Genomic DNA, 26,032 nt, shown 5'->3' with positions numbered 1-26,032 from the left:
GCCCGTAACCACAGGACGACAGACACATGGCGCATGCTCCCCAGATCCGCATTCCCGCCACCTATCTGCGCGGTGGCACCAGCAAGGGCGTGTTCTTCCGCCTTGAGGACCTGCCCGAGGCGGCGCAGGTGCCGGGCGCCGCGCGCGATGCGTTGCTGCTGCGCGTGATCGGCAGCCCCGACCCCTACGGCAAGCAGATCGATGGCATGGGCGGCGCCACCTCCAGCACCAGCAAGACGGTGATCGTGTCCAGGAGCAGTCGTGCGGACCACGACGTGGACTACCTGTTCGGCCAGGTGGCGATCGACCAGGCCTTCGTCGACTGGAGCGGCAACTGCGGCAACCTGTCGGCGGCGGTCGGCCCGTTTGCCATTGCGGGTGGCCTGGTCGATCCCGCGCGCATACAGCGCGACGGCGTCGCCATCGTGCGCATCTGGCAGGCCAACATAGGCAAGACAATCATTGCCCATGTGCCGATGACCGACGGCGCGGTGCAGGAAACCGGTGATTTCGAGCTGGATGGCGTGACTTTCCCTGCGGCCGAAGTGCAGCTGGAATTCATGGAGCCAGCCGCCGAGGAAGATGGCGCGGGTGGGGCCATGTTCCCTACTGGCCACCTCATCGACGACCTGGAAGTGCCGGGTGTCGGCACGCTCAAGGCGACCATGATCAACGCCGGTATTCCAACGATTTTCGTCGAGGCCTCCGCGATCGGCTACACCGGCACGGAGCTGCAGGACGCCATCAACAGCGATGCCAAGGCGTTGGCGATGTTCGAGACCATTCGCGCGCACGGCGCGCTGCGCATGGGCCTGATCGGCTCGCTCGAGGAGATCGCCACGCGCCAGCACACGCCGAAGGTGGCCTTCGTCGCCAGGCCGGCCGATTACGTCGCGTCGAGTGGCAAGCCAGTGGCGGCGGGCGACGTCGACCTGCTCGTGCGCGCGATGTCGATGGGCAAGCTGCATCACGCCATGATGGGTACGGCGGCGGTGGCCATCGGCACCGCAGCAGCCATTCCAGGCACGCTTGTGAACATGGCGGCAGGTGGTGGCGAGCGCCAGGCGGTGCGCTTTGGCCATCCGTCAGGGACGTTGCGGGTGGGCGCTGAGGCGGCGCTGGTTGATGGTATCTGGACCGTCACCAAGGCGATCATGAGCCGAAGTGCGCGCGTGCTGATGGAAGGTTGGGTTCGTGTGCCTGCTGGGTGAGCCTGCAAGGATGGCACCGACTCCACTGTGACGTGGTTAGGCAACTTCGACAAGGTTTGCGTCAAACGACAGGATCAAGCAATTCCGACACAATGATGGTTGCCCGTGTTGCCTGGAGACGAGCCTCGTGAGTGTGCATGACATCCGCTCCGCCAAACGTCCCGATCCCGACCAGCCGATGGTCGATATCGCCAACTACGTCGCCGACTACAAGATCGACTCGACCGAGGCCTACGACACCGCGCGTTACATGCTGCTCGACTCGCTCGGCACCGCGATGCTGGCGATGAAGTTTCCTGAATGCGTCAAGCACCTCGGTCCGGTCGTTCCGGGCGCGAACCTGCCAGGCGGCGCCCGCGTACCGGGTACCAGCCATGAGCTGGATCCGGTGCAGGCGGCGTTTGCGATCGGCACCCAGATCCGCTGGCTCGATTTCAACGACACCTGGCTGGCGGCGGAATGGGGCCATCCATCGGATAACCTCGGCGCGATCCTCGCGGTGGCTGACTACCTGAGCCGCAAGGCCGAGCGTGAAGGTGGCCAGCCGCTGACCGTACGCGACGTACTGACTTATGCGATCAAGGCTCACGAGATCCAGGGCTGCTATGCCTTGCTCAACAGTTTCAACCGTGTCGGTCAGGACCACGTGATCCTGGTGCGCCTGGCATCCACTGCAGTCGCCACCGCGATGCTGGGCGGTGACAAGGAGCAGATCACCACGGCCGTGTCGCACAGCTGGATCGACAACGGTGCGCTGCGCACCTACCGCCACGCGCCGAACACCGGCCCGCGCAAGAGCTGGGCCGCTGGCGATGCCTGCCGTCGTGCGGTCACCCATGCGATCAACGCGGTCCATCGCGGGGTGGTCGGCTATCCATCTGCACTGAGCGCGAAGACCTGGGGTTTCTACGACGTCGCGTTCAAGGGCCGGCCGTTCGAGTTCGAGCGTCCGTTCGGCAGTTACGTGATGGAAAACGTCCTCTTCAAGATCAGCTTTCCGGCCGAGTTCCACGCACAGACCGCAGTGGAGTGCGCCATGCAGCTGCATACCCAGGTGGCAGGCAAGATCGATCAGATCGAGAAAATCGTCATCGAGACCCAGGCAGCGGGCTGCCGCATCATCGACAAGACCGGCCCACTGGCGAATTACGCCGACCGCGATCACTGTATCCAGTACATGGTGGCTGTGCCACTGATCTTCGGCCGTCTGGTGGCCAGCGATTACAACGATGACCTTGCTGCCGATCCGCGCATTGACGTGCTGCGCGACAAGATGACGGTGGTCGAGAACCCGCAGTTCACCAAGGACTATTTCGACCCGGCCAAGCGGTACATCGGCAATTCGGTACAGGTGTACTTCAAGGACGGCACGAGTACGGAAAAGGTATCGATTGATTATCCGATCGGCCACCGCAAGCGTCGTGCCGAGGGTATTCCTGTGCTGCTGAAGAAATTCGAAGCGGCCATGCAGGGCCATCTGCCGGCACATCAGGTCAAGGCAATCATGGCGGCCACACAGGCCCCGGCCCGACTCGATGCGATGCCGGTACAGCAATTCCTGGGCCTCTTCACATTGTAAAGACGGTGTGAGTGCGAGATTAAGTCAGGAACAGGTTAGACAGCGGGCAATCCACTTAATTGCCGGCCTTCCTGCCTCTTTAAGTGATAATGCACGAAAGCTCAAATCCGATAGACCACAAGCGCAAGCTTCAGTTAAAGTCGAATCTCGGAGTGCTGATCAACAAAGAACTTTCCTGAACGAAGGCTCACCGACGATTGGTTGTAAATGCGTTAAGGTGCCAACGGCTTAACGATTTTGCTACACTCCCTGCCGCTTGTCGCATGAACGCCAAGCAGGGGCTTTCAAAGGCTCTGAGTGACGTAGTTCAGTTCTGACGCGCGATTTCCGGTTGGGGTTGGGCGGACGCGAAAAATTTTAATAAATGAGGAGACACCTGATGAAACGTAAGGGCTTGTACTTTCTGATCGCGCTGGCCCTGGGCGGCGTGGGTGCCGTTCATGCGCAGGACACCACGGCTCCGGCAGCCGATTCCGCATCTACCCAGACGGCCACGTCGAGCTACGACGACCGCTGGTACATCGCACCGACCATCGGTGGCTATTACAACGACCACAAGCGCGATACCAACAGCCGCCAGTTCTACTACGGCCTGGGCTTCGGTCGCTTCTTCACGCCGAACATCTCGATCGACGCGTTTGTTGACCGCACCAAGCGGAAGATTGACAACGCTGTTGTCGAAGGCCCTGGGGCAAGCGGTCACAGCCAGGATTCTTGGGCCAGCACCAATGTCGGCGCCGTTGCCCGTTTCTACGCGGGTGACTGGAATGCATGGCGTCCTTACGCGCTGGCTGGCATCATGGGTAGCCATCACCAGAGCACGTATGCCAGTGGCTGGTCGCCGGCTGCAGAGTTGGGCGGCGGTGTGTCGAAGACGGTCACCGACAGCACGGATATCCGTGTGGAAGCCGGCTACCGTTATGACTGGGACAACAAGACCAACCCGGCCAAGAGCGGTTACGGTGACTGGTTCCTGGGTCTGAGCATCGTTTCGCGCTTCGGCGCCCCGGCAGCGGCTCCGGTCGCCCCGGCTCCGGCCCCGGCTGCTCCTGACTGCTCGAAGACGATCGTCAACGGCGTGAACCTCTGCGACAACAAGTGCCCGAACCTGCCGGAAGGCACGGTCGTGGGTCCGGATGGTTGCCCGCAGAAGGTCGTGATCGACCTGCGTGGTGTCAACTTCAAGTTCGATCGCCCGAAGAAGGGTGAGAAGGACATCGCCAAGTCGCTGGCCGAGCCGACCAAGGACTCGTTGTCGGTTCTGGATCAGGCCGTCGACACCCTGCAGCGTTACCCGCAGGTGCACGTGACCGTGGCTGGCTACACCGACTCGAAGGGTACTCCCGAGTACAACCAGAGTCTGTCGGAGCGTCGCGCGAAGATCGTGTATGACTACCTGACCGCCCACGGCATTGCTGCGGACCGTCTGGAAGGCCCGATCGGTCATGGCGAGAACGATCCGATTGGCGACAACGCCACGGATGCCGGTCGCGCACAGAACCGTCGCACGGAGCTGCAGGTTCAGCAGTAATCGAACCTCAGTAGGCAGTATGAAAAAACCCGGCTTCGGCCGGGTTTTTTTTGCCTGCCCATGCCCGGTGTAGCTGACAAGATTTCTGATCTGCACCTCAGTGGCAATCGCGAATCCTTGTCGCCTTGTGGTAGTGACCTATACGCTAGCCGAATGTCGCGCACCTCCTTCCGTTCCACCAGCATGGCCGTATCGATGGCTCAAGCACCACGGCATGGTCTGGCCCGGGTGTTGTCCAAGCTGGGTGCCTGTTCCCGCAGCCAGGCCGAGCAATGGATACGCGAGGGGCGCGTGAGTCTGGATGGTCGCGTGATACTCGATCCGTATCATCCGACACTGCTGGATAGGCAAGAGGTGGCTGTCGACGGCAATCCGGTGAAATCAGCCGAGCGCGTCCATGTGATGCTCAACAAGCCGCGCGGTCTGGTCGTCAGTGCCGCCGACGAGCACGGACGCGCCACGGTCTACACGGCACTGGCCGCTGCCGGACTACCCTGGCTTGGGCCGGTGGGACGTCTGGACAAGGCCAGTGAAGGTTTGCTGCTGCTGAGCAATGACACTGTCTGGTCGGCTGGAATCACCGACCCGATCACCCATCTGGACAAGACCTATCACGTGCAGGTGGCCGGCCATCCGGATGCATCGATGCTGGCCGCGATGCATGCTGGCGTTCGCGACGGTGGCGATCTGCTGAAGGCGCGACGGGCTACCTTGCTGCGTGCCGGCGAGAAGAACGCCTGGCTTGAGGTCGTACTGGATGAAGGACGCAACCGGCACATCCGTCGCCTGCTGGCCGCGCTCGGTTTTGATGTGCTTCGATTGATCCGGGTGGCGATCGGCACGCTGCAACTGGGCGATCTGGCGAAAGGACAGTGGCGCCGGCTGAGTGCGGACGAGGTTCTTGCGCTCGATACCCGCAAGGGCGGAGCCTGATCTGCGGTAACGACTGAAGTCGCTACCGCCATGGTCGGAGTCAAGCGCCGATTACACCCAGCTGTCGGCCTACCTTGGTGAACGCAGCAATGGCATGATCGAGATGCTCGCGAGTGTGTGCGGCACTCATTTGCGTGCGGATACGTGCCTGGCCCTGCGGCACCACCGGATAGAAGAAGCCGGTGACATAGATGCCCTCGTCAAGCAGCGCCGACGCCATGGCCTGGGCCTTCTTTGCGTCGTAGATCATCACTGGCACGATCGGGTGCACGCCCGGCTTGATGTCGAAACCGGCTTTGGTCATCTGATCGCGAAAATAGGCGGTGTTCGCCTTCACGCGATCGCGCAGGTCGCCGGCCGAGGCGAGCATGTCGAACACCTTGATCGCGGCAGCCACCACATGCGGCGGCAACGAGTTGGAAAACAGGTACGGACGCGAACGCTGACGCAACATCTCGATCATTTCGGCACGGCCCGTGGTGAAACCGCCGAGTGCGCCACCAAGTGCCTTGCCCAGCGTACCGGTGAAGAGGTCGATCTTGTCCATCACGCCATTGACCTCGGCCGAGCCACGGCCGGTGTCGCCGAGGAAGCCTGTGCAATGGCATTCGTCGATGTGCACCAGCGCGTTGTACTTTGCGGCCAGCGCGGTGACTTCATCCAGTTTCGCGATGAAGCCGTCCATCGAGAACGCACCGTCGGAGCTGATCAGCTTGGTACGTGCGCCGGCGGCGTCCGCGGCCTGCAATTGCTTCTCCAGATCGGCCATGTCGTTGTTCGCGTACCGGAAACGTTTTGCCTTGCACAGCCGGATACCGTCGATGATCGAGGCATGGTTGAGCGCGTCGGAGATGACGGCATCCTCTTCGCCGAGCAGCGGTTCGTACAGACCGCCATTGGCATCGAAGCAGGCGGCGTAGAGGATCGTGTCCTCGGTGCCGAAGAAGTCGGCGATCTTCTTCTCCAGCTGCTTGTGCAGGTCCTGCGTACCGCAGATGAAGCGCACGCTGGCCATGCCGAAGCCATGCGTGTCGAGCGCATCCTTCGCCGCCTGGATCACGTCCGGATGGTCAGCCAGGCCGAGATAGTTGTTCGCGCAGAAGTTCAGCACCTTGCGACCGCCCTCCAGCTCGATCTCGGCGGACTGTGGCGAGGTGATGATGCGCTCGGCCTTGAACAGGCCCTGTTCGCGGATGGATTCGAGTTCGCTGGCGTAACGCGCCTGGCCGGGGTAGCTCATGGAGAAGGGTCCGCTGTCGGGGGAAAGCGCTCATTGTGAGCCTTTCTCCGGCTACGGAAAACCATGCACGCAGGCTGGCGACCGCGCATCTTCGATATGCATGGCCCGGGAAGCCCAGCCAATCAGTGCATGCCGAAGTCGACGCGCGTGGTCTTGCCCTTGTCGTCGATGCCCTTGGCGTCGAGCTTGGGTGCCGACACGAAGACACGCTTGTCGTCCAGCTTGCCGCGGAACCATTGGCGAACCGCATCGGCGCGGCGTTCGGCAAGGTGGCGCAGCGCGTCCTGATCGACCTGCACATTGGCCTGCAGCAGTTTCTCCATCACGTCCGGTGGCTGCGACTTGGTCAGACCGATCAGGTCGCGTGGCTTGGAGAACTTGGCGTGCTTGTAGGCCTTGGTAAGGTATTTGTTGTAGTCATCGGGGCTGAGCTTGGACAAGGCGGCGATATCGTTCTCGTCGCCATCGCGATCCTTGGCCATCTCGTGCGCGACCTGTTCCTGCATCATGACCTTGCGCAATCCGTTCTCGTCGAACTGGGGATCCACGCGGCCGATGATGTCGAGATTGAGCGAGGTTTTCTCGTTGAGGATCTTGGCGATCTGGGCCAGTCGCTCCTGCGCCTGGGCATCGAGCACATTCGAGCCTGGTGCAAATTCCACGTAGCCGAGATCCTGGTGGTTGCCGCCCATGGCTGAAGCGAGCAGGCGGAATGGCGACGTGACGGCACGTCCGATCAGATTGACGAACGCGTGCCAGATCAGGCTGCCGAAACTGAAATGCGGATCGCTCAGCGATCCGGTCACCGGCACATCGACGTCGATATTGCCCTGGGAGTCCTTCAGCAGGGCCACTGCCAGTTTCACCGGCAGATGACTGATGCCCTTGCCCTCGACGCGATCGCCGAAGGTCAACTGGCTCAGGAAGATATGGTTGTCGGCATTCAATTTGCCCTGGTCGAGTGCGTAGTGCACGTCCATGGTGAGGCGACCCTTGATGATCGGGTAGCCGGTGTATTTGCTTGAATAGGGCGTCAGGTGCGTCAGCTCCACGCCGTCGGCCTTCCCCTTGATGTCGAGGAACGCCACCGGTGTCAACGGATTGATCGTGCCGTCGATATTGATCGGCGTGTTGTCGTCGAGCTGGCCCTGCAGGGTGAGATCAGCCGGTGCACCGCCGCTTGCGGTACCGAACGCGCCGATCTTGCCGGCCAGCTGCGTGATGTTTGCGGTGTAGTTGGGCTTGATGAAGTTGTCGGTGTAGTTGAGATTGCCGCGCGCGAGAACGATCTGGCCTATGTGGATGACCGGCGGCGGTGCAGCGCTGCTTGCCGCGGCAGCGGGTCCAGCGGCCGTCGGACTGGCGGCTACAGCGACCGGGGCGGTTGCCGGTGCGGTGGGTGCGGTGGTGCCGTTATTTGCCTGCGTCACCGAAACCGGTGCGGTCTGTGGTGAGGCCACAACATCCTGCAGGTTCAGGCGCCCGTTGCTGTTGACGATGACGCGCGCGTAGAAGTTGTCCAGCGCCAGGCCGCCGACCGATACCTGCGGGGCACCTTCACCGGTGCGTACGTCGAGGTCGCTGGCAGCCAGCGAATTCCAGCGCAGGAAATCGTCGTTGGTGACGTTGTCCAGCACATTCACGCGCCCCAGCGTGAGCCGCCCCCGATAACTCAGACGGGGCTCGGGCTTGCGATCGCTGTAGCGCACACGGCCGTTCAGGCTCAGCAGCGCGCTGTCGACGTGCACGTTGAGCGGCACCGTAATCATGGATTGCAGCGGTGCCACGTTCAGCCGGGTCGCCGTGACATGCAGGTCGGCGTTGAGCGGTTCCGGTCGCACGGAGCCGGTGACGCGATACTTGCCCTTGTCGATGCCACCGGCCAGATCCAGCTTCAGCGGCTGGTGCATGTTGTCGGACAGGCCATCGATGCTGAACTTGTCGGCATTGACGGTGATGTGCCCGGCCTTGCCCGGAACCGCCAGGTCGCGATAGGCAATGGCGCTGCCATCGATGCCGACATGCGCGATGCTCCAGTGCCATCCCGGTGCCGCCGCTTTCTTGCTCGTAGAGTGGGACGGGGACGCCTTGACCAGGTCGGTGAGGTCGATGCGACCGTTGCGATAGCGCTGGGCGTCGATCTTCAACCCCTGCAGGTTGAGATTGCCGAGAACCGCATGGCTGCCTGCCAGGTCCAGATGCGTGATGTCGGCATTCAGCGCCTTCCAGGCCACCGGCGTGCGGCTCTTCTGCTGCAGCGCAAAGTCGTTCACGGCGAGCTTGGCTGCATCGAGCTGCAGGTTGAACGCCTTGCTCCAGTCGGCTACGAGCTGTCCGCTTGCATCCAAGCTGCCGTGGCTCACCTGTGCATTCAGCATGGGCGGTGCCATCGCGACGAGTGGCGACAGGCCCACGCCGTTCAATACCGCGTTGCCGGTGAAGCGGCTCGCATTCATCGCCAGCGCACCATCCATATGCACGGTGCCACCGGTCAGCCCGGCGTTCAGATCGATCCTGGCTGGCGTTGTGCCCAGGGTTGCGAAGCCCAGGATCGTGCCATGCAGGTTGTCCAGCGACAGCCGCGCCGGCGTGTGGCTGCTCAGGTCGGCATAGTCGATCTGGCTGTTCTGGATGGTCAGCGTGGCGATACGCGCATCGGTGGCGGGCGAGGCTGGCTTGTCCGGGGTCTTGCTGCCACCCATCAACGCGTCCAGGTTGCTGTGGCCACCGGCCAGACTCGTGTAGTTCAGGGTGGTCTTGTCGAGTGCCATGGTGTCGAAGTCATATCGCGATATCAGCGGTTCGACATCCGCCAGTGTGGTCTTGAGCTGACCCAGCGCGACGATCGGCGAGCCGTCGTGGTTGTTGATCGCGAAGTTGTCCAGCTGCAGGTTGCCGCTCAGCTTCATCTGCTGGGTGGCATTCCTGTCGATGAAATCCAGCTTGAGCTGGCCCGACAACTGGCCACTGGGAATTGCCACCGGCAAGGGCGTTGGCACGTAACTCAGATAGCGCGGCAGATCCAGCTGGTCGATCTTGAAGTCGATCGCCGATTCACGGCTGTCGGCAAACGGCTTGGTCTGGCCGCCAATCCGCAACGGGCTGCCATCCACCTGCATGGCCAGCAGGGGCTGCACGAACACGTCGGTATCACGCGGCAGGTTGGCGATGAACGGAATGCCGAGTTCGAGCCGGTCGACGCGATGACTGGTATTCAGCACCTTGTCGTCGAATGCGATGTCGCCAGCGTGCACGCTGATGTTGGACAGCGCGAAGCGTGCCGGCGGTGCGTTCGGTTGCGTCGGTTTGCCGGCGAAGCGCTCGATCAGATCGGAGAAATTGAACTGCTGCGGTGCCGTGCGCGTGATATGAATCTGCGGGTGCTGCAAACGCACCTCATCGAGTACCGGTGCCATCCGGAACAGCGAGGTCCATGAGGCATTGACGACGACCTGGTCGACATCGACGAACGGCGATTTGCCGTCGCGCTCGCCGATATGCAGCCGGTCGAGTGTCAGTATCAGCGCGAACGGATTGAGGTGCACATCGCCTACGGTGACGGGGCGACCAAGCATGGCACCCAGGCGGCTCTGCAGCTGGCTCCTGATCAGCGGCGGCGCGGCAAGGAAGCCGAGCAGGCCGAAGATCAGCAGCAGCACGCCGAGGATCAGCAGGCCTTTGCGCAGCCGATGGGAGTGGTACACGGCACGGGCGCGTTCGCGCCCCGCGGCGATCAGTTCACTGTGCGAAGGACTGCGGTCTGCCATGCCGTCGTTGCTCCCTTGACATCACGAACTGTCGGTACCCGGTTCGATCAGCCGGGTACTCCCATGTCGACAGGCCATGCCGGCCTGTCGGTGCGTCAGTGTAGCGCGGCGATGGGCAGCGGTACCCGGCTCAGTTCCAGGAACAGACAACCTTGCCGCAGACACCCTTGTCCATCAGGTCGAAACCCTTCTGGAAATCGTCGATGTGGATCTGGTGGGTGAGCACCTTCTGCAGCGGGAAGCCGGTCAGCACCATCTGGGTCATCTTGTACCAGGTCTCGTACATCTTGCGACCGTAGATGCCCTGCAGGGTGAGGCCCTTGAAGATCACCTTGTCCCAGTCGATGCCAGCGCCACGAGGCATGATGCCGAGCATGGCCACCTTGCCGCCGTGGTACATGCAGTCGAGCATGTCGCCGAACGCACGCGGATTGCCGCTCATTTCCAGGCCGACGTCGAAGCCCTCCATGTGCAGGTCCTTCATCACGTCCTTCAACGACTGGTTGGTCACGTTGACTACCCGCGTGGCACCCATGTCGGCGGCCAGCTTCAGGCGGTAGTCGTTGACGTCGGTGACCACGACATTGCGTGCGCCAATGTGCTTGCAGATGCCGGCGGCGATGATGCCGATCGGGCCGGCGCCGGTGATCAGCACGTCCTCGCCGATCACGTTGAATTCCAGTGCGCAATGCGCGGCGTTGCCGTACGGATCGAAGAACGCCGCCAGCTCGGACGGGATCTGGTCCGGGATCGGCCACAGGTTCGAGGCCGGCATCGTCATGTATTCGGCGAATGCGCCGTTGCGGTTCACGCCGATGCCGATGGTGTTCGGGCACAGGTGCTGGCGGCCGGCGCGGCAGTTGCGGCAGTGGCCGCAGACGATATGGCCTTCGGCGGAAACGCGGTCGCCGATCTTGTAGCCGGTGACGCCCGGGCCGATCTCGACGATGCGGCCGACGAACTCGTGGCCGATGGTGAGGCCCGGCTTGATCGTGCGCTGGCTCCACTCGTCCCACTTGTAGATGTGCAGGTCGGTGCCGCAGATCGCAGTCTTCTCCAGCTTGATCAGCACCTCGTTCGGGCCGACCTCGGGCACTGGCACCTCTTCCATCCAGATGCCCTGCTCGGGCTTGCGCTTGACCAGGGCTTTCATCGTCTGAGGCATGGGATTTCCGTGGGGGAGGGCGGGGAAACGCACATTATAGAAGGCGACAGGCGAGACCGCTTTCGTGCGCTGCAGCGTTGCCGGCCGGGCCGCTTCGTTCTAGTGTCGCAAATTTCTGCGATAACCCACAGAGTCAAGCCAATGCATTTGAAGACAAGGGGCCGCACGACGGCTCCGCTGCACCGCTTCGTCATGTCGCTACGTCGTCGCCCGGCGGCGCTGCTGGCCCTCGCCCTGTTGATTATGCCGGCATCGTTGCCGGCCGTGGCCACTGATCAGGGTACGCCACCGCTGCAGTTCCGCATCACCGAAGGGCACATCGAGAACGCGTTCTATCAGGATGGCGACATCGCCGCCCATCTGTTGCTCAGTTCCGGCAACAAGCCCCGCGTGTTGGTGGCATTTCCGGCCGGTGACAGCGGTGTAGGCGTGTGGTTCGAGCCGACCGCCGCGCCGGTGCGATGGACGCTGGCGAAATTGAAAGGCGAACATCGCATGGAGGATGGTCACGCCTGGAACGGCATCGTCGCCGACGCCAATGTCATCGCCGACGCGCTGGTGCTGAAGGATGCTGTCCTGGGCAGCATCCGTGTGTTGCGCGACTACCAACTGACCCAGGGCTATCCCCAGGAAACGGCCGCGACGCCTACGCTGTCGGGGCGTTCCATTCATTGGCAGCGCAATCGACTGGACGGCGCACCGGGCTATGCCATCGCGCTGAGTGCTGACAACGGCCATTTCCAGCGCGATGGAAACCGTATCGTGCTGCGCCCGGACCACGCTGGTGAAGCGTTGCGCATGCACATCGAGGCGTCGACCGGCGAGACGCCGTTGACTCCGTTTTCTGATCTGCTCAACAAGCGCGCGCAGACCGACGCACGCAGCCAACAGGCGTTGCAGTTCCTCAGCTACCGCGAGAAGTTCCTCGCCGGTTCCTGGCGCTTTGACACCTATTTCGGCCGCGACACACTGATGTCGCTGCGCCTGCTCATGCCGGTGTTGCAGCCGGCTGCCGTCGACGCTGGCATCGCCTCGGTGCTGGCGCGACTCTCGGCCGATGGCGAGGTTGCGCATGAGGAGGATATTGGCGAGTTCGCGGTATTGCGGCACCGCAAGGAGCAAGGCAACTCGTCGGCCGAGCCGATCTACAACTATGTGATGGTCGACGACGACTACATGCTGCCGCCGGTCGCCGCGGCATGGCTGCTGGAGGATGCACGCGGGCGCACAGGTGCAGCCGCGTTCCTGGCCAGCAGCACGAAGGGCGTGCGACAAGGCGATGCGCTGGTACGCAATCTGCTGTTTGTCGCTGCCAGCAGCGAAGCGTTTGCGCGCAAGCCGGTGTACACGAACCTGATCGCGCTCAAGCCAAACAGTCCGGTTGGGCAATGGCGCGACAGCAACGAGGGCATCGGTCGCGGCCGCTATCCCTACGATGTGAATGCGGTCTGGATGCCGGCAGCGCTGCGCGCGATTGGCAGTTTCCTCGATGCCGGTCTGCTGGATGGCTACACCACGTCGGATCAGCGCGAGCGCCTGCGAGTGGCTGCTACGCATGCCGATGACTGGGAGCGAAAAGCCATTGCGCTGTTCGCCGTGCGCCTGCCGAATGAGCGTGCCGCACAGCAAGTGCGTGCGTATGCCAAACAGGTTGGTGTTGCCGATGCACCTGCACTGACGGCATTGGGCGGCGCTGCATTGGAGTTTCCCGCCATTGCGCTGAACGCGCAGGGCCAGCCGGTGCCGGTGATGCATTCAGACGAGGGTTTTCGCCTGCTATTCAGTCGGCCGGATGCGGCTGCGCTGGATCGCGATGTCGACAGCCTGATGCGGCCGTTCCCGGCTGGCCTGATGACGGATATTGGCATGCTGGTCGCCAATCCCGCCTACGCGGATCGTGACGTGTGGCCGCGCTTCGGCAACAACGCCTATCACGGCACCGTGGTCTGGGCCTGGCAGCAGGCGGTGATGGCCGCGGGCCTGCAACGCCAGCTGGCCCGCAGCGATCTGCCGGCCACCACCCGTGCTCGCGTGGCCGGTGCGCAAGCAAAGCTGTGGCGGGTCATTTGTGCCGCGGATGCAGTGCGTACCTCGGAGTTGTGGTCATGGTCGTACGCCAACGGGCATTACCAGATCGAACCGTTCGGTGCTGAGGGCGCGCACGAGGACGAGTCCAACGCCGCGCAGCTGTGGAGCACCGTGTTTCTGGCGTTGCCGTCGCCGGCTGCCGCAGCAGATGCGTCCGAAAAGAAATCCTGTCGATGATCCCTTCTGGCTCATGTCGACGCCATGTGCCGTGCAGCGTTGCCGATCCGGCGGTTTCATTCTATGGTCGCAAATTCATGCGATTACCCAAAGGGGAAAAACGAATGCGCTTGAAAACAATGGGCTTGGCGATAGCGATGGTGCTGGCCCCGGCCGCCCATGCGGTCGAAGGCATGTGGCAGCCCGCCCAATTGCCGAAGATTGCCGACACGCTGAAGCAGCACGGCCTGAAGCTGGATCCGGCCAAACTGACCGATCTGACTGCCTATCCGATGGGCGCGATCGTCAGCCTCGGCGGCTGCACCGCGTCGTTCGTGTCGCCGGACGGCCTGATCGTCACCAACCATCATTGCGGCTACGGCGCGCTGCAGTACAACTCCACGCCGCAGAAGAACCTGATCGTCGACGGCTTCCTGGCCAAGACCAAGGCGGATGAGTTGCAGGGCTCGCCGGACATGCGTGTGTTCGTCACCGAGGAGATCCGCGACGTCACCAAGGACGTGACCGCCAGGCTCAACGACCAGATGAGCGGCGCCGAGCGCTACAAGGCAATCGAGCTGGCGATCAAGGAGCTGGTGAAAAGCTGCGAGGGCGACGGTTACCGCTGCGACGTCTACACCTTCCATGGCGGCTATAGCTATCAGCTGATCAAGCAACTGGAGATCAAGGACGTGCGCCTGGTCTACGCGCCGCCGGAGTCGATCGGCAAATTCGGCGGCGACGTCGACAACTGGATGTGGCCGCGCCACACCGGCGACTTCAGCTACCTGCGAGCCTACGTCTCGAAGGATGGCAAGTCGGCCACCTATGCGAAGGACAACGTGCCGTATCACCCGAAGCACGTGCTGAAGGTGAACCCACAAGGCGTGGAGAACGGCGACTACGTGATGGTGGTCGGCTATCCCGGTCGCACCAATCGCTACCGCCTCGCCGACGAAGTGCAGAGCTCGATCGACTGGGTCTATCCGACCCAGATCAAGATCTACCAGGACACGCTGAACATCATCGACAGCGCCGGCAAGGCCAATCCCGACGTGACGGTGAAGTACGCCAGCATGGTCGCCAGCCTCAACAACTATCTGAAGAACTTCGGTGGCCAGCTCGAAGGGTTGCGACGTGCCGACGCGGTCAACGTCAAGCGCGCGCAGGAAGCCCAGCTTGATGCGTGGCTGAAGCAACAGGGCGGTGCCGACAACGAGACGCTGGTGGCTGACATCGGCAAACTGCGCGAAGCCATCGCCGCCGACAAGGCCGGTCGTGAGCGTGATCTGGACCTTACTCTGCTCAACCGCAGTGCGATGTTCAGCAGCGCAGTACGCCTGGTGCATTTGTCGAAGGAGCGTGCCAAGCCCGATCTGGAACGCGATGCCGGCTACCAGCAGCGCGACGAAGTACGCATCGAGGGCGGCCTCAAGCAGATGGAGCGCCGTTACGATCCGAAAGTCGACCAGCAGTTCATGGTCTACGCGCTGCAGCGTTACGTGACCCTGCCGCAGCATCAGCGTCTGCCCGCGCTCGATGCGTGGCTGGGCGATGCGAAGACCGAAGCGCAGCTGACGCAGAAGGTTGCCGCGCTATACGCCGGCAGCCAGCTGGGCAGCACCGCCGAGCGTCTGAAGTGGTTCAAGGCCGACGCCAAGGCGATCGACGCCAGCAACGACAGCATGCTCAAGCTCGCCGTTGCGGTGCAGCCGCAATTGCAGAAGCTCACGGACGAGATGGACGCCCGTGCCGGCGAGATGAGCAAGCTGCGCCCGCGCTACATGCAGGCGATGATCGCGTGGAAGGATTCGCAGCACCTGCCGGTGTATCCGGATGCGAACAGCTCGTTGCGCGTCACCTTCGGCAACGTGCAGGGCGTGGCACCGCGTGATGGCGCCAGCTATTCGCCGTTCACCACAGTGCAGGGCATCCTTGAGAAGGACACCGGCGTTGAGCCGTTCGATGCGCCGAAGGCCGAGATCGCCGCGATCAAGGCGAAGGCGTTCGACGGTTACGCCAGCAAGAAGCAGGGCACGTTGCCGGTCGACTTCCTCGCCGACCTGGACATCACCGGCGGCAACTCCGGCTCACCAGCGATGGATGCCAACGGCCAGCTGGTCGGCCTGGCATTCGACGGCAACTGGGAATCGGTGAGCGGCGACTGGCTGTTCAACCCGCAGCTCAACCGCTCGATCCAGGTCGACGTGCGCTACATGCTGTGGGTGATGCACCACCTCGACCACGCCGACAACCTGCTCAAGGAAATGGGCGTGCCGGCGAAGTAAGTCAGTAGCCCATGAAAAGACAAAGGCCCGCGTCGATGACGCGGGCCTTTGCTTTGTGCGGCTTCCAGGAACGGCTTCAGCCGCGATGCTCCTGATCCAGCCCAACAAAGCCCGAAAGCATCGCGGCTGAAGCCGCTCCTACATATCCAGCCGGTCGTAGCTGCGCTTGAACACGATCGGCTGTTGCACGGCAGGCGTGGTCCACGTTTCGGTGACGGTCAGATGATGGCCATCGGGTGACTGCACCCAGTCTTGCCGGAGGCGGACATCACCATCGAACTGCATGCTGATCTGCAGACCCGTGGCGGTCAGCTGGCTCTGCACCATCGCGCTGCCGTTGAGCGACTGCCGGGCAAAGCCGTCGAGCCTGCTGTCCAGCTGATCCTTGTCGCCAAGCACTACCCGGATACCCTTGGCATCCTGCTGCACGTTCAGCAGCGAATCGTCGGCAAGCAGCGGTGGTGGCGCATCGGGAGGTGCCGTCCCGTTGTCGCTCGTCGATGTCTTGGACTGGCCACGGCCGCCGCCATGGCCGCCGTGGCCACCCATGCCATTGCCGCCACCATGACCGCCATGCTGGCCGCTTTTCTGGCCTGCCGATGGCGTGCCGGTCGACGAGCTGCTGGCGGGCTGCTGCACGGGTTCTTCGCGCTTTCTTTCCAGGCGCAGGCGCGCGTCGATATCGGACGGGCTGTCGCTGTGTTGCTCGTCCAGTCGCCAGATACCGCTGTAGTCAAGCAGGCCAGAACCGGCGGCGTGGAGCGTGCCGGCAACTGCAAGTGAAGACGTGGCGAGCAGCAGTGCCCGTGGCAGACCGAGCGGTTTCGTGGACGTCATGAGAGAGGCTTCTGATGGTGGGCAGGAATCGCGTGATGGTCGTCGAACTGCGCATCGCTGCTCGGCTGGCGGAGCTGCAAGTGCGGATGTGGCTTCGCTGAAACGCATTTCACGCGGCGCTGGTTGACGCCGACGTGCCCGCTACAATGGAGCGATGTCAGTCGACCAGCGCCCTCTCGCCATTTTCCTGATGGGCCCGACGGCTTCGGGCAAGACCGCGCTGGCATGCACGTTGAGCGAGCGCTTTCCGCTGGACCTGGTCAGCGTGGATTCGGCGCTGGTCTATCGCGGCATGGATATCGGCACCGCCAAGCCGGATCCGGCGACGCTGGCGCGTTATCCGCATGCATTGGTCGATATCCGCGATCCGTCGCAACCGTATTCGGCAGCGGATTTCCGCACGGACGCGGTGCCGGTAATGCAGCAGATCAGCGCGCGGGGCAGGGTACCGTTGCTGGTTGGCGGCACCGGATTGTATTTCCGCGCCCTGCAGCAGGGGCTTTCCGATTTGCCGGAAGCCGATCCCGCGACGCGGGCACGACTGGCTGACGAGGCCGGGCGGTTGGGCTGGCCCGCGATGCATGCCATGCTGGCACGGCTCGACCCGGCTACCGCGCAACGGATCGGCTGCAACGACGCGCAACGAGTGCAACGGGCACTGGAAGTGATCGAGCTGACCGGCCGCACGTTGTCCGAACTCCAGCTCGGCAGGAACCACGCACACTTCCCTTGGCGCGTACTCAAGCTGGCCCTGCTGCCCGCCGATCGCCACCTCCTGCACGAACGCATCGCGCATCGCTTCGACGCGATGCTGGAGGCAGGCTTTCTCGACGAAGTGCGCGCCCTGCGTGCCCGCGGCGACCTGCATGCCGACCTGCCGGCGATCCGTGCGGTCGGCTACCGGCAGGCGTGGGAGCACCTGGACGGCGATTCCACTCCGGCTGAGTTCCGCGACCGCAGCATTTTCGCCACCCGCCAGTTGGCCAAGCGGCAGATCACCTGGTTGCGCAGCGACGTCGGTGCACGCCTGTTCGAGCCCGATCGCCCCGATCTGCCAGCCCGTGCAGCGGATGCGGTGCAGCTGTTCCTGGGCGAATCGGGTGGTTTGCAGCATGCCAAACCGTCACCAGCGTGATCCAGTGCGCCGCCGGCACGCAAAAATCCCCTTCCATCAATCATTTGAAAACGGCTAACATCCCAGTCATGTTGGGCCGGGGCGCCTTTGGCGTTTTTTCCCGGACCTGTCCGTGGCAAGGGGAGAACAAGAAATGTCCAAGGGACAATCGTTGCAGGATCCGTTTCTGAATGCGTTGCGGCGCGAGCGTGTGCCGGTGGCCATCTATCTGGTCAACGGCATCAAGCTGCAGGGAACCGTGGAGTCGTTCGACCAGTTCGTGGTGCTGCTGCGCAACCAGGTCAGCCAGATGGTCTACAAACACGCCATCTCCACCGTGGTGCCCAGCCGCAATGTGCGTATCGGCAATGGCCATGACGGTCACGATGGCCATGAAGGCCACATCGACCCGACGCCGGCCTCGAATGACGCAGACGCTTGATTGACGGGGTGTCAGCCCGCATGAAGTAGGTCTGCTCCTGAAGGATCATGCCCACTCGTGTTCGATAGACAAAAGAAAGGCGACCGCGCCGTATTGGTTCTGCCGCATTCCCGCGGCGAAGGTGATACGGCGCGCCGCGCAGCGGAGTTCGCCGAACTGGTGAAGTCCGCCGGTGCCGAGGTGCTGGGTGTCATCAGTGCCCGCGTCGAGGATCCCAACCCGCGTTATTACATCGGCAGCGGCAAGGCCGACGAGGTCGCCGAGGCGGCGCGTGCGCTGGAGGCCGACCTGGTGCTGGTCGACCACGTGCTCACGCCGGTGCAGGAGCGCAACCTCGAGAAGCATCTGGGCATCCGCGTCGTCGACCGCGCCGGGCTGATCCTGGACATCTTTGCCCAGCGCGCCCGCTCGCACGAAGGCAAGCTGGAAGTGGAACTCGCCCAGCTCAAGCACCTGGCCACCCGGCTGGTGCGCGGCTGGACCCATCTGGACGCCCAGCGTGGCGGCGCCATCGGCAACCGCGGCCCTGGCGAAACCCAGCTGGAAACCGACCGCCGCCTGCTCGCCGAGCGGGTCAAGATGCTCAGCAAGCGGCTGGAGAAGGTACAGACCCAGCGTGGCCAGCAGCGTCGCGCGCGGCTGCGCAACACCGTGCCGCGGGTGGCCTTGGTCGGTTACACCAATGCCGGCAAGTCGACCCTGTTCAATGCATTGACCACCGGCGAAGTCTTTGCCGCCGACCTGCTGTTCGCCACGCTCGATCCCACTGTACGCAAGCTGGAGGACCTGAGCTGCGGCCCGGCCGTTCTGGCCGATACCGTCGGCTTCATCCGCGAGCTGCCGCATGACCTGGTCGCCGCGTTCCGCGCCACTCTGGCCGAGGCGCGCGATGCCGACCTGCTGCTGCATGTCAGCGATGCGGCCGACGAGGAGCGCGAGCGCCTGCGCCGCGTGGTCGACAACGTGCTGGAAGAGATCGATGCCGGCGACGTGCCGCAGCTGCACATCATGAACAAGATCGACCTGGCTGGCGCCGAACCGCGAATCGACCGCGATGCCGCCGGTAAACCCGTGCGCGTCTGGCTGTCCGCCGCCACCGGTATCGGGCTCGATCTGCTGCGCGAGGCGCTGGGCGAATTGCTTGGCGGTGAACGGGTACAGTCGGCCTTGCAGTTGCCGCTGTCAGCCGGCCGGTTGCATGCGCGGCTGAAGGCGGCCGGTGCGATCACCGGCGAAACCGTGGACGAACATGGCTGGCAGCTGCGCATCGACGCGCCGCGCAGCGTGATCGCACCGCTCAGTGGCGGCAATGCGGCTGAAACCCTCCTGCTGCGCGAACTGCTGGCTCCGGCGGAGTAGGGCTGTTGCGCAGCGGACGATGTCATCCGGCTCTGCTAGAATATCCAGCGTTTGTGCGGCTCCCCCATGGGCTGCACACCAACCTCGACAGCTTTGGCTGAATCTCATGTGTAACCCGGTTCAACGCGTGTTCCGGCCGTGGTTGCCGGCCTCCGACGGCCTCAAGGAGACTGACAGTGGCATGGAATGAACCCGGCAAGAACGGGCAGAACGATCCGTGGAGCAGGAAGCGCCAGTCCGGCAAGTCGCCACTGGATGACCTGCTCGGCAACCTGAAATCCCTTCTCGGCAAGCTCGGACACGGTCCCGGCAGCATCCTCACCGGCGTGCTGGTGTTGCTGGCGGTTGCCCTGGTGCTCAGCTGCTACACCATCATTGGTGCGCGCCAGACCGGCGTGGTGCTGCGTTTCGGCGAATACTCGCGCACGCTGGCACCGGGTTTCCACCTGAAGCTGCCGCAGCCGATCGAATCGGTCACCAAGGTCGAGGCCACCCGCATCCGCTCGGTTACCGACAAGGTGGCGATGCTGACCAAGGACGAGAACATCATCACGATCGACTTCACCGTGCAGTATCAGGTGGACGATTCGCGCAAATACCTGTTCTCGCTGAACGATCCGGACGGCACCATCGGCGCCGCGGCGGAAGCGGCGGTGCGCTCGGTGATCGGCGGCAGCGACATGGACCAGATCCTGTCCGCCGCCGGCGCGAGCCTGGTCAGCGAGGCCCAGGTGACTCTGCAGAAGACGCTGGACGGCTACGACTCCGGCTTGCGCGTCACCGAAGTCAGCTTCCAGAACGTGTCCCCGCCGAACGAGGTGAAGGACGCCTTCGACGACGTCAACAACGCCCGCGAGGACAAGCAGAGCATCGAGAACGGTGCCCTGGCCTATGCCAGCAAGGTGGTGCCGGTGGCGCGTGGCGACGCTGCGCGCATCGCCGCCGAGGCGGCCGGCTACAAGGCCGAGCGGATTGCCCGCGCACAGGGCGACACGGCCCGCTTCAACCTGCTGCTCACCCAGTACAAGGCCGCGCCCGAAGTGACGCGCAAGCGCCTGTGGCTGGAAACCATGGAAAAGGTGATGGCCGACAATCCCAAGGTGATCGACGGCTCCGACGGCCGCAACATCATCAACCTGCCAAGCCAGCAGGGCGGCGCGACAGCGCCGGAAACCGGCACGGTCACGGCCGGTGCGATCACGCCGGCGCCGGCCAGCACCGCGGCCGACAAGGGGACCCAGCCATGATGAAGCTCACCGCCGCCATCATCGCGGCCATCGTCATCCTGCTCGGCCTCAACAGCATGTTCGTGGTCAGCGAAGGGCACAGCGCGCTGTTGCTGCAGTTCGGCCGCATCGTGCATACCGACTACCAGCCGGGGCTGCACTTCAAGCTGCCGGTGATCCAGCAGGTGATGGATTTCGACAAGCGCATCCTCTCGCTGGATGCGCCGCCCGAGCGTTATTTCACCTCCGAGAAGAAGAGCGTCAACGTCGACTTCTACGTGAAATGGCGCGTCGCCGACAACGCTGCCTACTACCGCGCCACCGGCGGCGACCAGTTGATGGCGGCGCAGCGGCTGACCCCGATCGTCAAGGATGCACTGCGTTTCGAGTTCAACGCGCGCACCTTGCCTGACCTGATCTCCGGCGGCCGCAAGGACATCACCGAGCGCGTGCGCCAGCAGACTGACGTCTCGGCGCGCAAGAACCTCGGCATCGCCGTGGTCGACGTGCGCATCAAGCGCATCGACCTGCCCAACGAGGTCAGCGAATCGGTCTACAAGCGCATGCGCGCCGAGCGCCTGCAACTGGCCAACGAATTGCGCTTCACCGGCCAGGAATCGGCCGAGACGATCCAGGCCGATGCCGACCGCCAGGGCCAGGTGCTGCGCGCCGATGCCCAGCGCGACGCAGCCAAGGTGCGTGGCGAAGGCGATGCGCAGGCGGCGCAGATCTATGCCGAGGCCTACAACCAGGATCCGGAGTTCTTTGCGTTCTACCGCAGCCTGCAGGCGTACAAGACGTCGTTCGAGGATGGCAAGGGCGTGCTGATCCTGAAACCCGATTCGGAATTCATGCGCTACTTCAGTAACCCGGCGGCATCGGGCAAGCGCTGAGCCGGCGGATTTCGGCACGTTATTCCGGACCACATGTCATTCCGGCCGACGCCGGAATGACATCTAAATATTTGACGATGCCCCATCAGCGGGCATGACCAACGAAGCGAGAACATCATGGGTAAGTCAGTAGTCATCCTAGGTGCCCAGTGGGGCGACGAAGGCAAGGGCAAGATCGTCGACCTGCTGACCGAGCGGGTCAGTGCGGTGGCGCGTTTCCAGGGCGGCCACAACGCCGGTCACACCCTGGTGATCAAGGGCAAGAAGACCGTGCTGCACCTGATCCCCTCGGGCATCCTGCGCGACGACGCACTGTGCCTGATCGGCAACGGTGTGGTGCTGTCGCCCGAGGCACTGATCCAGGAAATCGCCGAACTCGAGGCCAACGGCGTCGAAGTGCGCTCGCGGCTCAAGATCAGCCCGGCCACGCCGCTGATCATGCCGTACCACATCGCCGTCGATAAGGCGCGCGAAGTCGCCGCCGGCGGCAAGGCCATCGGCACCACCGGCCGCGGCATCGGCCCGGCATACGAGGACAAGGTCGCCCGCCGCAGCGTGCGCGTGGCCGACCTGATGTACCCGCATGAACTGCCGGCGCTGATCAAGACCGCCGTCGACTACCACAACTTCATCCTCACCCAGTGGCTGAAGGTCGAGCCGGTCGAGTACCAGAAGGTGCTGGACGACGCGATGGCCTGGGGCGAATACATCCGCCCGATGGTCGACGACGTTGCCACCATCCTGCACGACATCCGCAGGGAAGGCGGCAACATCATGTATGAGGGTGCGCAGGGCGCGCTGCTCGACATCGACCACGGCACCTATCCCTACGTCACCTCCAGCAACACCACCATCGGCGGCGCGCTGGCCGGCACCGGCGTGGGCGCGGGCGATATCGACTACGTGCTGGGCATCTGCAAGGCCTATGCGACGCGCGTCGGCAGCGGCCCGTTCCCCACCGAACTGCACGACGAGATGGGCGAGCGTCTGCGCAAGGTCGGCAACGAGTTCGGCGCCAGTACCGGCCGCCCGCGCCGCTGCGGCTGGATCGACCTGGTCGCGCTGAAGCGCGCCACCCAGATCAACGGCATCAACGGCCTGGCCATCACCAAGCTCGACGTGCTGGACGGCCTGGAAACCATCAAGGTCTGCATCGCCTACGAATACCGCGGCAAGCGCCGCGAACTGGCCCCGCTCGACGCCGACGGCTGGGACGAGTGCAAGCCGGTCTACCTGGAATTCCCCGGCTGGGAAGAATCCACCGCCGGCATCCGCGACTGGAACAAGCTGCCGCCCGCGGCTCGCGCATACCTGCGCGCGGTGGAAGAACTCTCCGGCTGCCGTTTGGCGTTGGTCGCCACCGGCGCGGATCGTGACGACACGATTGTGTTGGATGATCCGTTTGCTTGATTGGCAAGATACCGAAGCAACAGATAAAAAAGAGTCCCTGACAGGGGCTCTTTTTTGTTGGCATCGGCATCTTCTACTGTTTCTTAATTTTGATGTTTGCCAAGTGGTTCTTGAAAAAATAACTTGTCTCTAGATCTGTGCTGTAGACATAGCAACCCTTCATACCGCGAGTCATGAGCGTCTTGTAGGTATTTCGGATGATTCGGTCGACCCGTTCTAGCGTGCCATCGGGATCTGTCTTCATCATCTTTTTCCAACCTCGTATAGAGCGATCATTGTTGGAGCGGGCTTTGGGTACGGCAGTAAGCATTCCATCTCGCGCGATCAAATCAGGCCCGATGATTACGCCGATATAGTCAAGCTCTAGTCCCTGGCACGTGTGGATACAGCCGACTTCTTCAATGGAGTTTGGCGCCATGATCCAAAGGCTGCCGTCTTTGTCGAGGTTCCAGCGTTTGGCGTAACCGTGCTCCGGGATCACGACATCGAATTGATCGGGATTATTTTTGCTGACCCAGTCCCAACAGTAGCCCGCTACGACGCGGGACTTGTTGTTGACGGCATTTCGCTCGGCGATTAGTTGATGGAGTTCATTGGGAGAGTCAACGACTCGGAAATCGAACTCGTTAGGTTCGAGCACACTGTTGGCGGTTTCACGTATGCCAAGAGTGTTATCCAGCCACGCCATGTAGCCGTCTGATCCACTGCATCGGAACTGCGAATCCAACTGTAGATGTGTAACTTCGGCACCGAGCGAATGCGCCCACTTCTCGAGTTCAGCCGTGCGGCCAATGTCGGACAGAGTAACGATCTGGTCGTCATCGACAAAGAAGATTGTGCACTTGCTGCTTTGGATGATTTCCTTGATCTGGTTCTCACCAAGGTTTCCGTATAACCCCGACTTCTCGTTGAGCCGGTGTGCCTCGTCGACGATCAGGACGTCAAATGCGTTGGACTCAGTTTCAAAAAAGGATCCAGAGCCTGAGAACAGATTGCCGATGACGGTTTGCCTGAAGGTGCCTGTCAGCTTGGCTTTGAAGACTGCGCGCGGCGCGGCGTTTTTGGAGACGTATTTGCTGACTAGGCCCAGCTTGGAGAGATGAGCGAGCAGGTTGACTGCAATTACCGATTTTCCAGTGCCAGGGCCACCTTGAATAATGGCAACCTGTTTCTTCTCTTCCGATGCACGCGTAGCCAGCAACACCGAATTCTCGAAGGCGACTTTTTGATCATCGATGAGAACGAACTCGCGGTTGCCCTTCATCATCCCGACCAAGCTATCCACCAACATCTTGGATGGTCGAATGCGGCCGTTTTCGATCTCGAAGATCAGTTCGGCATTGTCTCCGTACTTCACATGCTTTTTGATGAAGTCTCGAAGGCGCTGGCGCTCGACTTCACCTTTCAAAAACAACGGTGCTTTCCGAATATAGTCGCCGTAATACGCAGGGTGGTCGATAACGCCATCTTGGACGTAGTTGTGGAGGTATGCACAAGGACTGAGTACTACGCTGCGCTTGTACACGGCTTCATTGAAGCCCTCAAGCAGCGCCGCATACGACCATGCCTGATAGCAGGGATGCGCGCCCTCGCGTTCGGCTGATGAACCACCGCGACGAGCGATGATAATGCCATCTTTTTCGGTGAGTTTGGCCTCGGACCACTGTTTGAGTTCGACAATGATGAGATTCGGGCCATCATCGGTTCGTCCTGAAAGGATAAAATCGATGCGCTTGGAGGTTTGAGGGATGCCGAATTCGACACCGACGCCAATATCGTCAGGAATGTCGGGATCGCGTAGCACCTTGGCCATTTCACCAAGCGAGTTCTTCCAGGAACGAAATTCTGCCTCAGGTGCGTAACGACCAGTGCGCTGCAGAAACTTGGCGGAGATGACGTTTTCGATATCCCGATTGTCGTGATCGTCCAAGAATTTGTTTTTATTTGCCTGATAGACAATCACGCTTCGGCCCCCTGTGGCCTTGCTTCAAAGTTCAGAGTACTTCTTCATCGTCCCTTTCGCGCGATCGACAGGGTATTTGGCGGCGTTGAGTTTCATTTTGTTGCGCGCTGCGTCAAGCGGGTCTATTCCAAGCTTGTCGGCAAGCTGCAGCAGATAGAGGAGAACATCTGCGATCTCTTGCGCAATGGCATCGCGTTTTTCTTCCGGGATCGCACGACTTTGCTCTTCTGTCAGCCACTGGAAATGCTCAAGAAGTTCGGCGGCTTCCACCGACAATGCCGCTGCCAAATTCTTTGGCGAATGGAACTGACCCCACTCACGTTCTTCTGCAAAAGAGCGTAGCGAGGCCTGAATTGACTGTATTTCCGCGCTCATCATTCCACCTGTACTACGACGTAGCCTTCATATAGCTTTCAGCTTAGGCGGCTTCTGCCTCTGGGGGAAGGTTGACCAAGCCGAGCCAGCCGACCATTGACCTCGGCTTCGCGTCCTTGACGTTACGGTTCGAGCGAATAGCTACTCTTCGCCAAGAGGAACTGCAAATGTCCGACGAACATGCCAAGACTCCCGCCGACCATATCGGCGACACGGTGGCGCAGCTCAAGGAGATGCGGCACTACTCCAAGAACAACGTGGAAACGCTGACGGCGGAGTGGCTGTTGTTCGACGGTGAATTGTCCAAGCTGAAGCTGGCCGACAAGATTGCCGACCTGATGGATCGCCAGGGGCAGTTGCATGAGGCGCTGGAGACGGCGATCACCGATCTGGAAGATGTGCTGGAGAAGATGAAACCCGCGCCGGAAGAGTAAGCGCGCGGACTCTTCGCTAAC

General features: G+C 62.3%; 19 protein-coding genes. 13 read left to right on the top strand and 6 right to left on the bottom strand.

Going from position 1 to position 26,032, the window contains the following annotated elements; all coding sequences use genetic code 11:
• Positions 1 to 26 precede the first annotated feature (26 nt).
• The 4 genes from prpF to B0E50_RS13160 all read left to right on the top strand — a co-directional run bounded on the left by prpF (position 27) and on the right by B0E50_RS13160 (position 5,254).
• Positions 27 to 1,211: a 2-methylaconitate cis-trans isomerase PrpF gene (gene prpF, locus B0E50_RS13175; protein ID WP_077441744.1), complete on the top strand. Its 1,185-nt coding sequence runs from the start codon at positions 27 to 29 to the stop codon at positions 1,209 to 1,211.
• Between the two features lie 127 nt (positions 1,212 to 1,338).
• On the top strand, positions 1,339 to 2,790 hold the full coding sequence (locus B0E50_RS13170) for a bifunctional 2-methylcitrate dehydratase/aconitate hydratase (RefSeq protein ID WP_077441742.1): 1,452 nt from the start codon (positions 1,339 to 1,341) through the stop codon (positions 2,788 to 2,790).
• 379 nt (positions 2,791 to 3,169) lie between these two features.
• Entirely contained in the window at positions 3,170 to 4,321 is a 1,152-nt protein-coding gene (locus B0E50_RS13165; RefSeq protein ID WP_077441740.1) for an OmpA family protein, read from the top strand.
• Between the two features lie 153 nt (positions 4,322 to 4,474).
• A complete protein-coding gene (locus B0E50_RS13160) occupies positions 4,475 to 5,254 on the top strand; it encodes a pseudouridine synthase (protein WP_077441738.1) in 780 nt (259 codons plus the stop codon).
• Positions 5,255 to 5,294: 40 nt separating this feature from the next.
• On the opposite strand, the gene kbl is transcribed toward B0E50_RS13160, so the two are convergent.
• From kbl to tdh, 3 genes are all read right to left on the bottom strand, one after another.
• Complete coding sequence (gene kbl / locus B0E50_RS13155) at positions 5,295 to 6,494, bottom strand: glycine C-acetyltransferase (RefSeq protein WP_077441736.1); 1,200 nt, start codon at positions 6,492 to 6,494, stop codon at positions 5,295 to 5,297.
• A 122-nt stretch (positions 6,495 to 6,616) separates the two neighbouring features.
• Entirely contained in the window at positions 6,617 to 10,261 is a 3,645-nt protein-coding gene (locus B0E50_RS13150; RefSeq protein WP_077441734.1) for a DUF748 domain-containing protein, read from the bottom strand.
• Between the two features lie 130 nt (positions 10,262 to 10,391).
• The gene (tdh, locus tag B0E50_RS13145; RefSeq protein ID WP_168170877.1) at positions 10,392 to 11,426 is read right to left on the bottom strand and encodes an L-threonine 3-dehydrogenase; all 1,035 of its coding nucleotides are present in this window, start codon (positions 11,424 to 11,426) and stop codon (positions 10,392 to 10,394) included.
• Between the two features lie 192 nt (positions 11,427 to 11,618).
• Here tdh and B0E50_RS13140 point away from each other — a divergent pair, with 192 nt between their 5' ends.
• Positions 11,619 to 13,691 (top strand): hypothetical protein, encoded by a 2,073-nt coding sequence (locus B0E50_RS13140; protein WP_077442002.1) that lies wholly within the window; start codon positions 11,619 to 11,621, stop codon positions 13,689 to 13,691.
• A 104-nt stretch (positions 13,692 to 13,795) separates the two neighbouring features.
• Positions 13,796 to 15,958 carry a S46 family peptidase gene (locus B0E50_RS13135; protein WP_077441731.1) on the top strand — a complete coding sequence of 721 codons (2,163 nt, stop codon included), beginning with the start codon at positions 13,796 to 13,798 and terminating at the stop codon, positions 15,956 to 15,958.
• 138 nt (positions 15,959 to 16,096) lie between these two features.
• On the opposite strand, the gene B0E50_RS13130 is transcribed toward B0E50_RS13135, so the two are convergent.
• Positions 16,097 to 16,795 carry a hypothetical protein gene (locus B0E50_RS13130; RefSeq protein ID WP_077441729.1) on the bottom strand — a complete coding sequence of 233 codons (699 nt, stop codon included), beginning with the start codon at positions 16,793 to 16,795 and terminating at the stop codon, positions 16,097 to 16,099.
• A gap of 154 nt (positions 16,796 to 16,949) precedes the next feature.
• Between B0E50_RS13130 and miaA the strand changes: the two genes are divergently transcribed.
• The 6 genes from miaA (at position 16,950) to B0E50_RS13100 (ending at position 23,239) form a co-directional block, all read left to right on the top strand.
• On the top strand, positions 16,950 to 17,930 hold the full coding sequence (miaA, locus tag B0E50_RS13125; RefSeq protein ID WP_077441727.1) for a tRNA (adenosine(37)-N6)-dimethylallyltransferase MiaA: 981 nt from the start codon (positions 16,950 to 16,952) through the stop codon (positions 17,928 to 17,930).
• A 133-nt stretch (positions 17,931 to 18,063) separates the two neighbouring features.
• Complete coding sequence (gene hfq / locus B0E50_RS13120) at positions 18,064 to 18,351, top strand: RNA chaperone Hfq (protein WP_077441725.1); 288 nt, start codon at positions 18,064 to 18,066, stop codon at positions 18,349 to 18,351.
• A 57-nt stretch (positions 18,352 to 18,408) separates the two neighbouring features.
• Positions 18,409 to 19,710, top strand: a complete 1,302-nt coding sequence (hflX, locus tag B0E50_RS13115) for a ribosome rescue GTPase HflX (RefSeq protein ID WP_077441723.1) — start codon at positions 18,409 to 18,411, stop codon at positions 19,708 to 19,710.
• Between the two features lie 176 nt (positions 19,711 to 19,886).
• Positions 19,887 to 20,957 (top strand): FtsH protease activity modulator HflK, encoded by a 1,071-nt coding sequence (gene hflK, locus B0E50_RS13110; protein ID WP_077441721.1) that lies wholly within the window; start codon positions 19,887 to 19,889, stop codon positions 20,955 to 20,957.
• Complete coding sequence (hflC, locus tag B0E50_RS13105) at positions 20,957 to 21,829, top strand: protease modulator HflC (RefSeq protein WP_077441719.1); 873 nt, start codon at positions 20,957 to 20,959, stop codon at positions 21,827 to 21,829. Before hflK ends, hflC begins: the two co-directional genes overlap by 1 nt.
• A gap of 117 nt (positions 21,830 to 21,946) precedes the next feature.
• Positions 21,947 to 23,239 carry an adenylosuccinate synthase gene (locus B0E50_RS13100; protein WP_077441717.1) on the top strand — a complete coding sequence of 431 codons (1,293 nt, stop codon included), beginning with the start codon at positions 21,947 to 21,949 and terminating at the stop codon, positions 23,237 to 23,239.
• Between the two features lie 73 nt (positions 23,240 to 23,312).
• On the opposite strand, the gene B0E50_RS13095 is transcribed toward B0E50_RS13100, so the two are convergent.
• Together B0E50_RS13095 and B0E50_RS13090 are read right to left on the bottom strand one after the other, a co-directional pair.
• Positions 23,313 to 25,202: a DUF2075 domain-containing protein gene (locus tag B0E50_RS13095; RefSeq protein WP_077441715.1), complete on the bottom strand. Its 1,890-nt coding sequence runs from the start codon at positions 25,200 to 25,202 to the stop codon at positions 23,313 to 23,315.
• A 24-nt stretch (positions 25,203 to 25,226) separates the two neighbouring features.
• Positions 25,227 to 25,577: a nucleotide pyrophosphohydrolase gene (locus B0E50_RS13090; RefSeq protein ID WP_077442001.1), complete on the bottom strand. Its 351-nt coding sequence runs from the start codon at positions 25,575 to 25,577 to the stop codon at positions 25,227 to 25,229.
• Positions 25,578 to 25,744: 167 nt separating this feature from the next.
• Here B0E50_RS13090 and B0E50_RS13085 point away from each other — a divergent pair, with 167 nt between their 5' ends.
• On the top strand, positions 25,745 to 26,011 hold the full coding sequence (locus B0E50_RS13085) for a hypothetical protein (protein ID WP_077441713.1): 267 nt from the start codon (positions 25,745 to 25,747) through the stop codon (positions 26,009 to 26,011).
• The last annotated feature ends 21 nt before the right edge of the window (positions 26,012 to 26,032 follow it).

Source organism: Rhodanobacter sp. C01 (assembly GCF_002001045.1).
In the GTDB taxonomy this organism is placed as follows: Bacteria; Pseudomonadota; Gammaproteobacteria; order Xanthomonadales; family Rhodanobacteraceae; genus Rhodanobacter.
The sequence above is the reverse complement of the archived record's forward strand: the minus strand, read 5'-3'. Positions and strand labels throughout refer to the sequence as shown.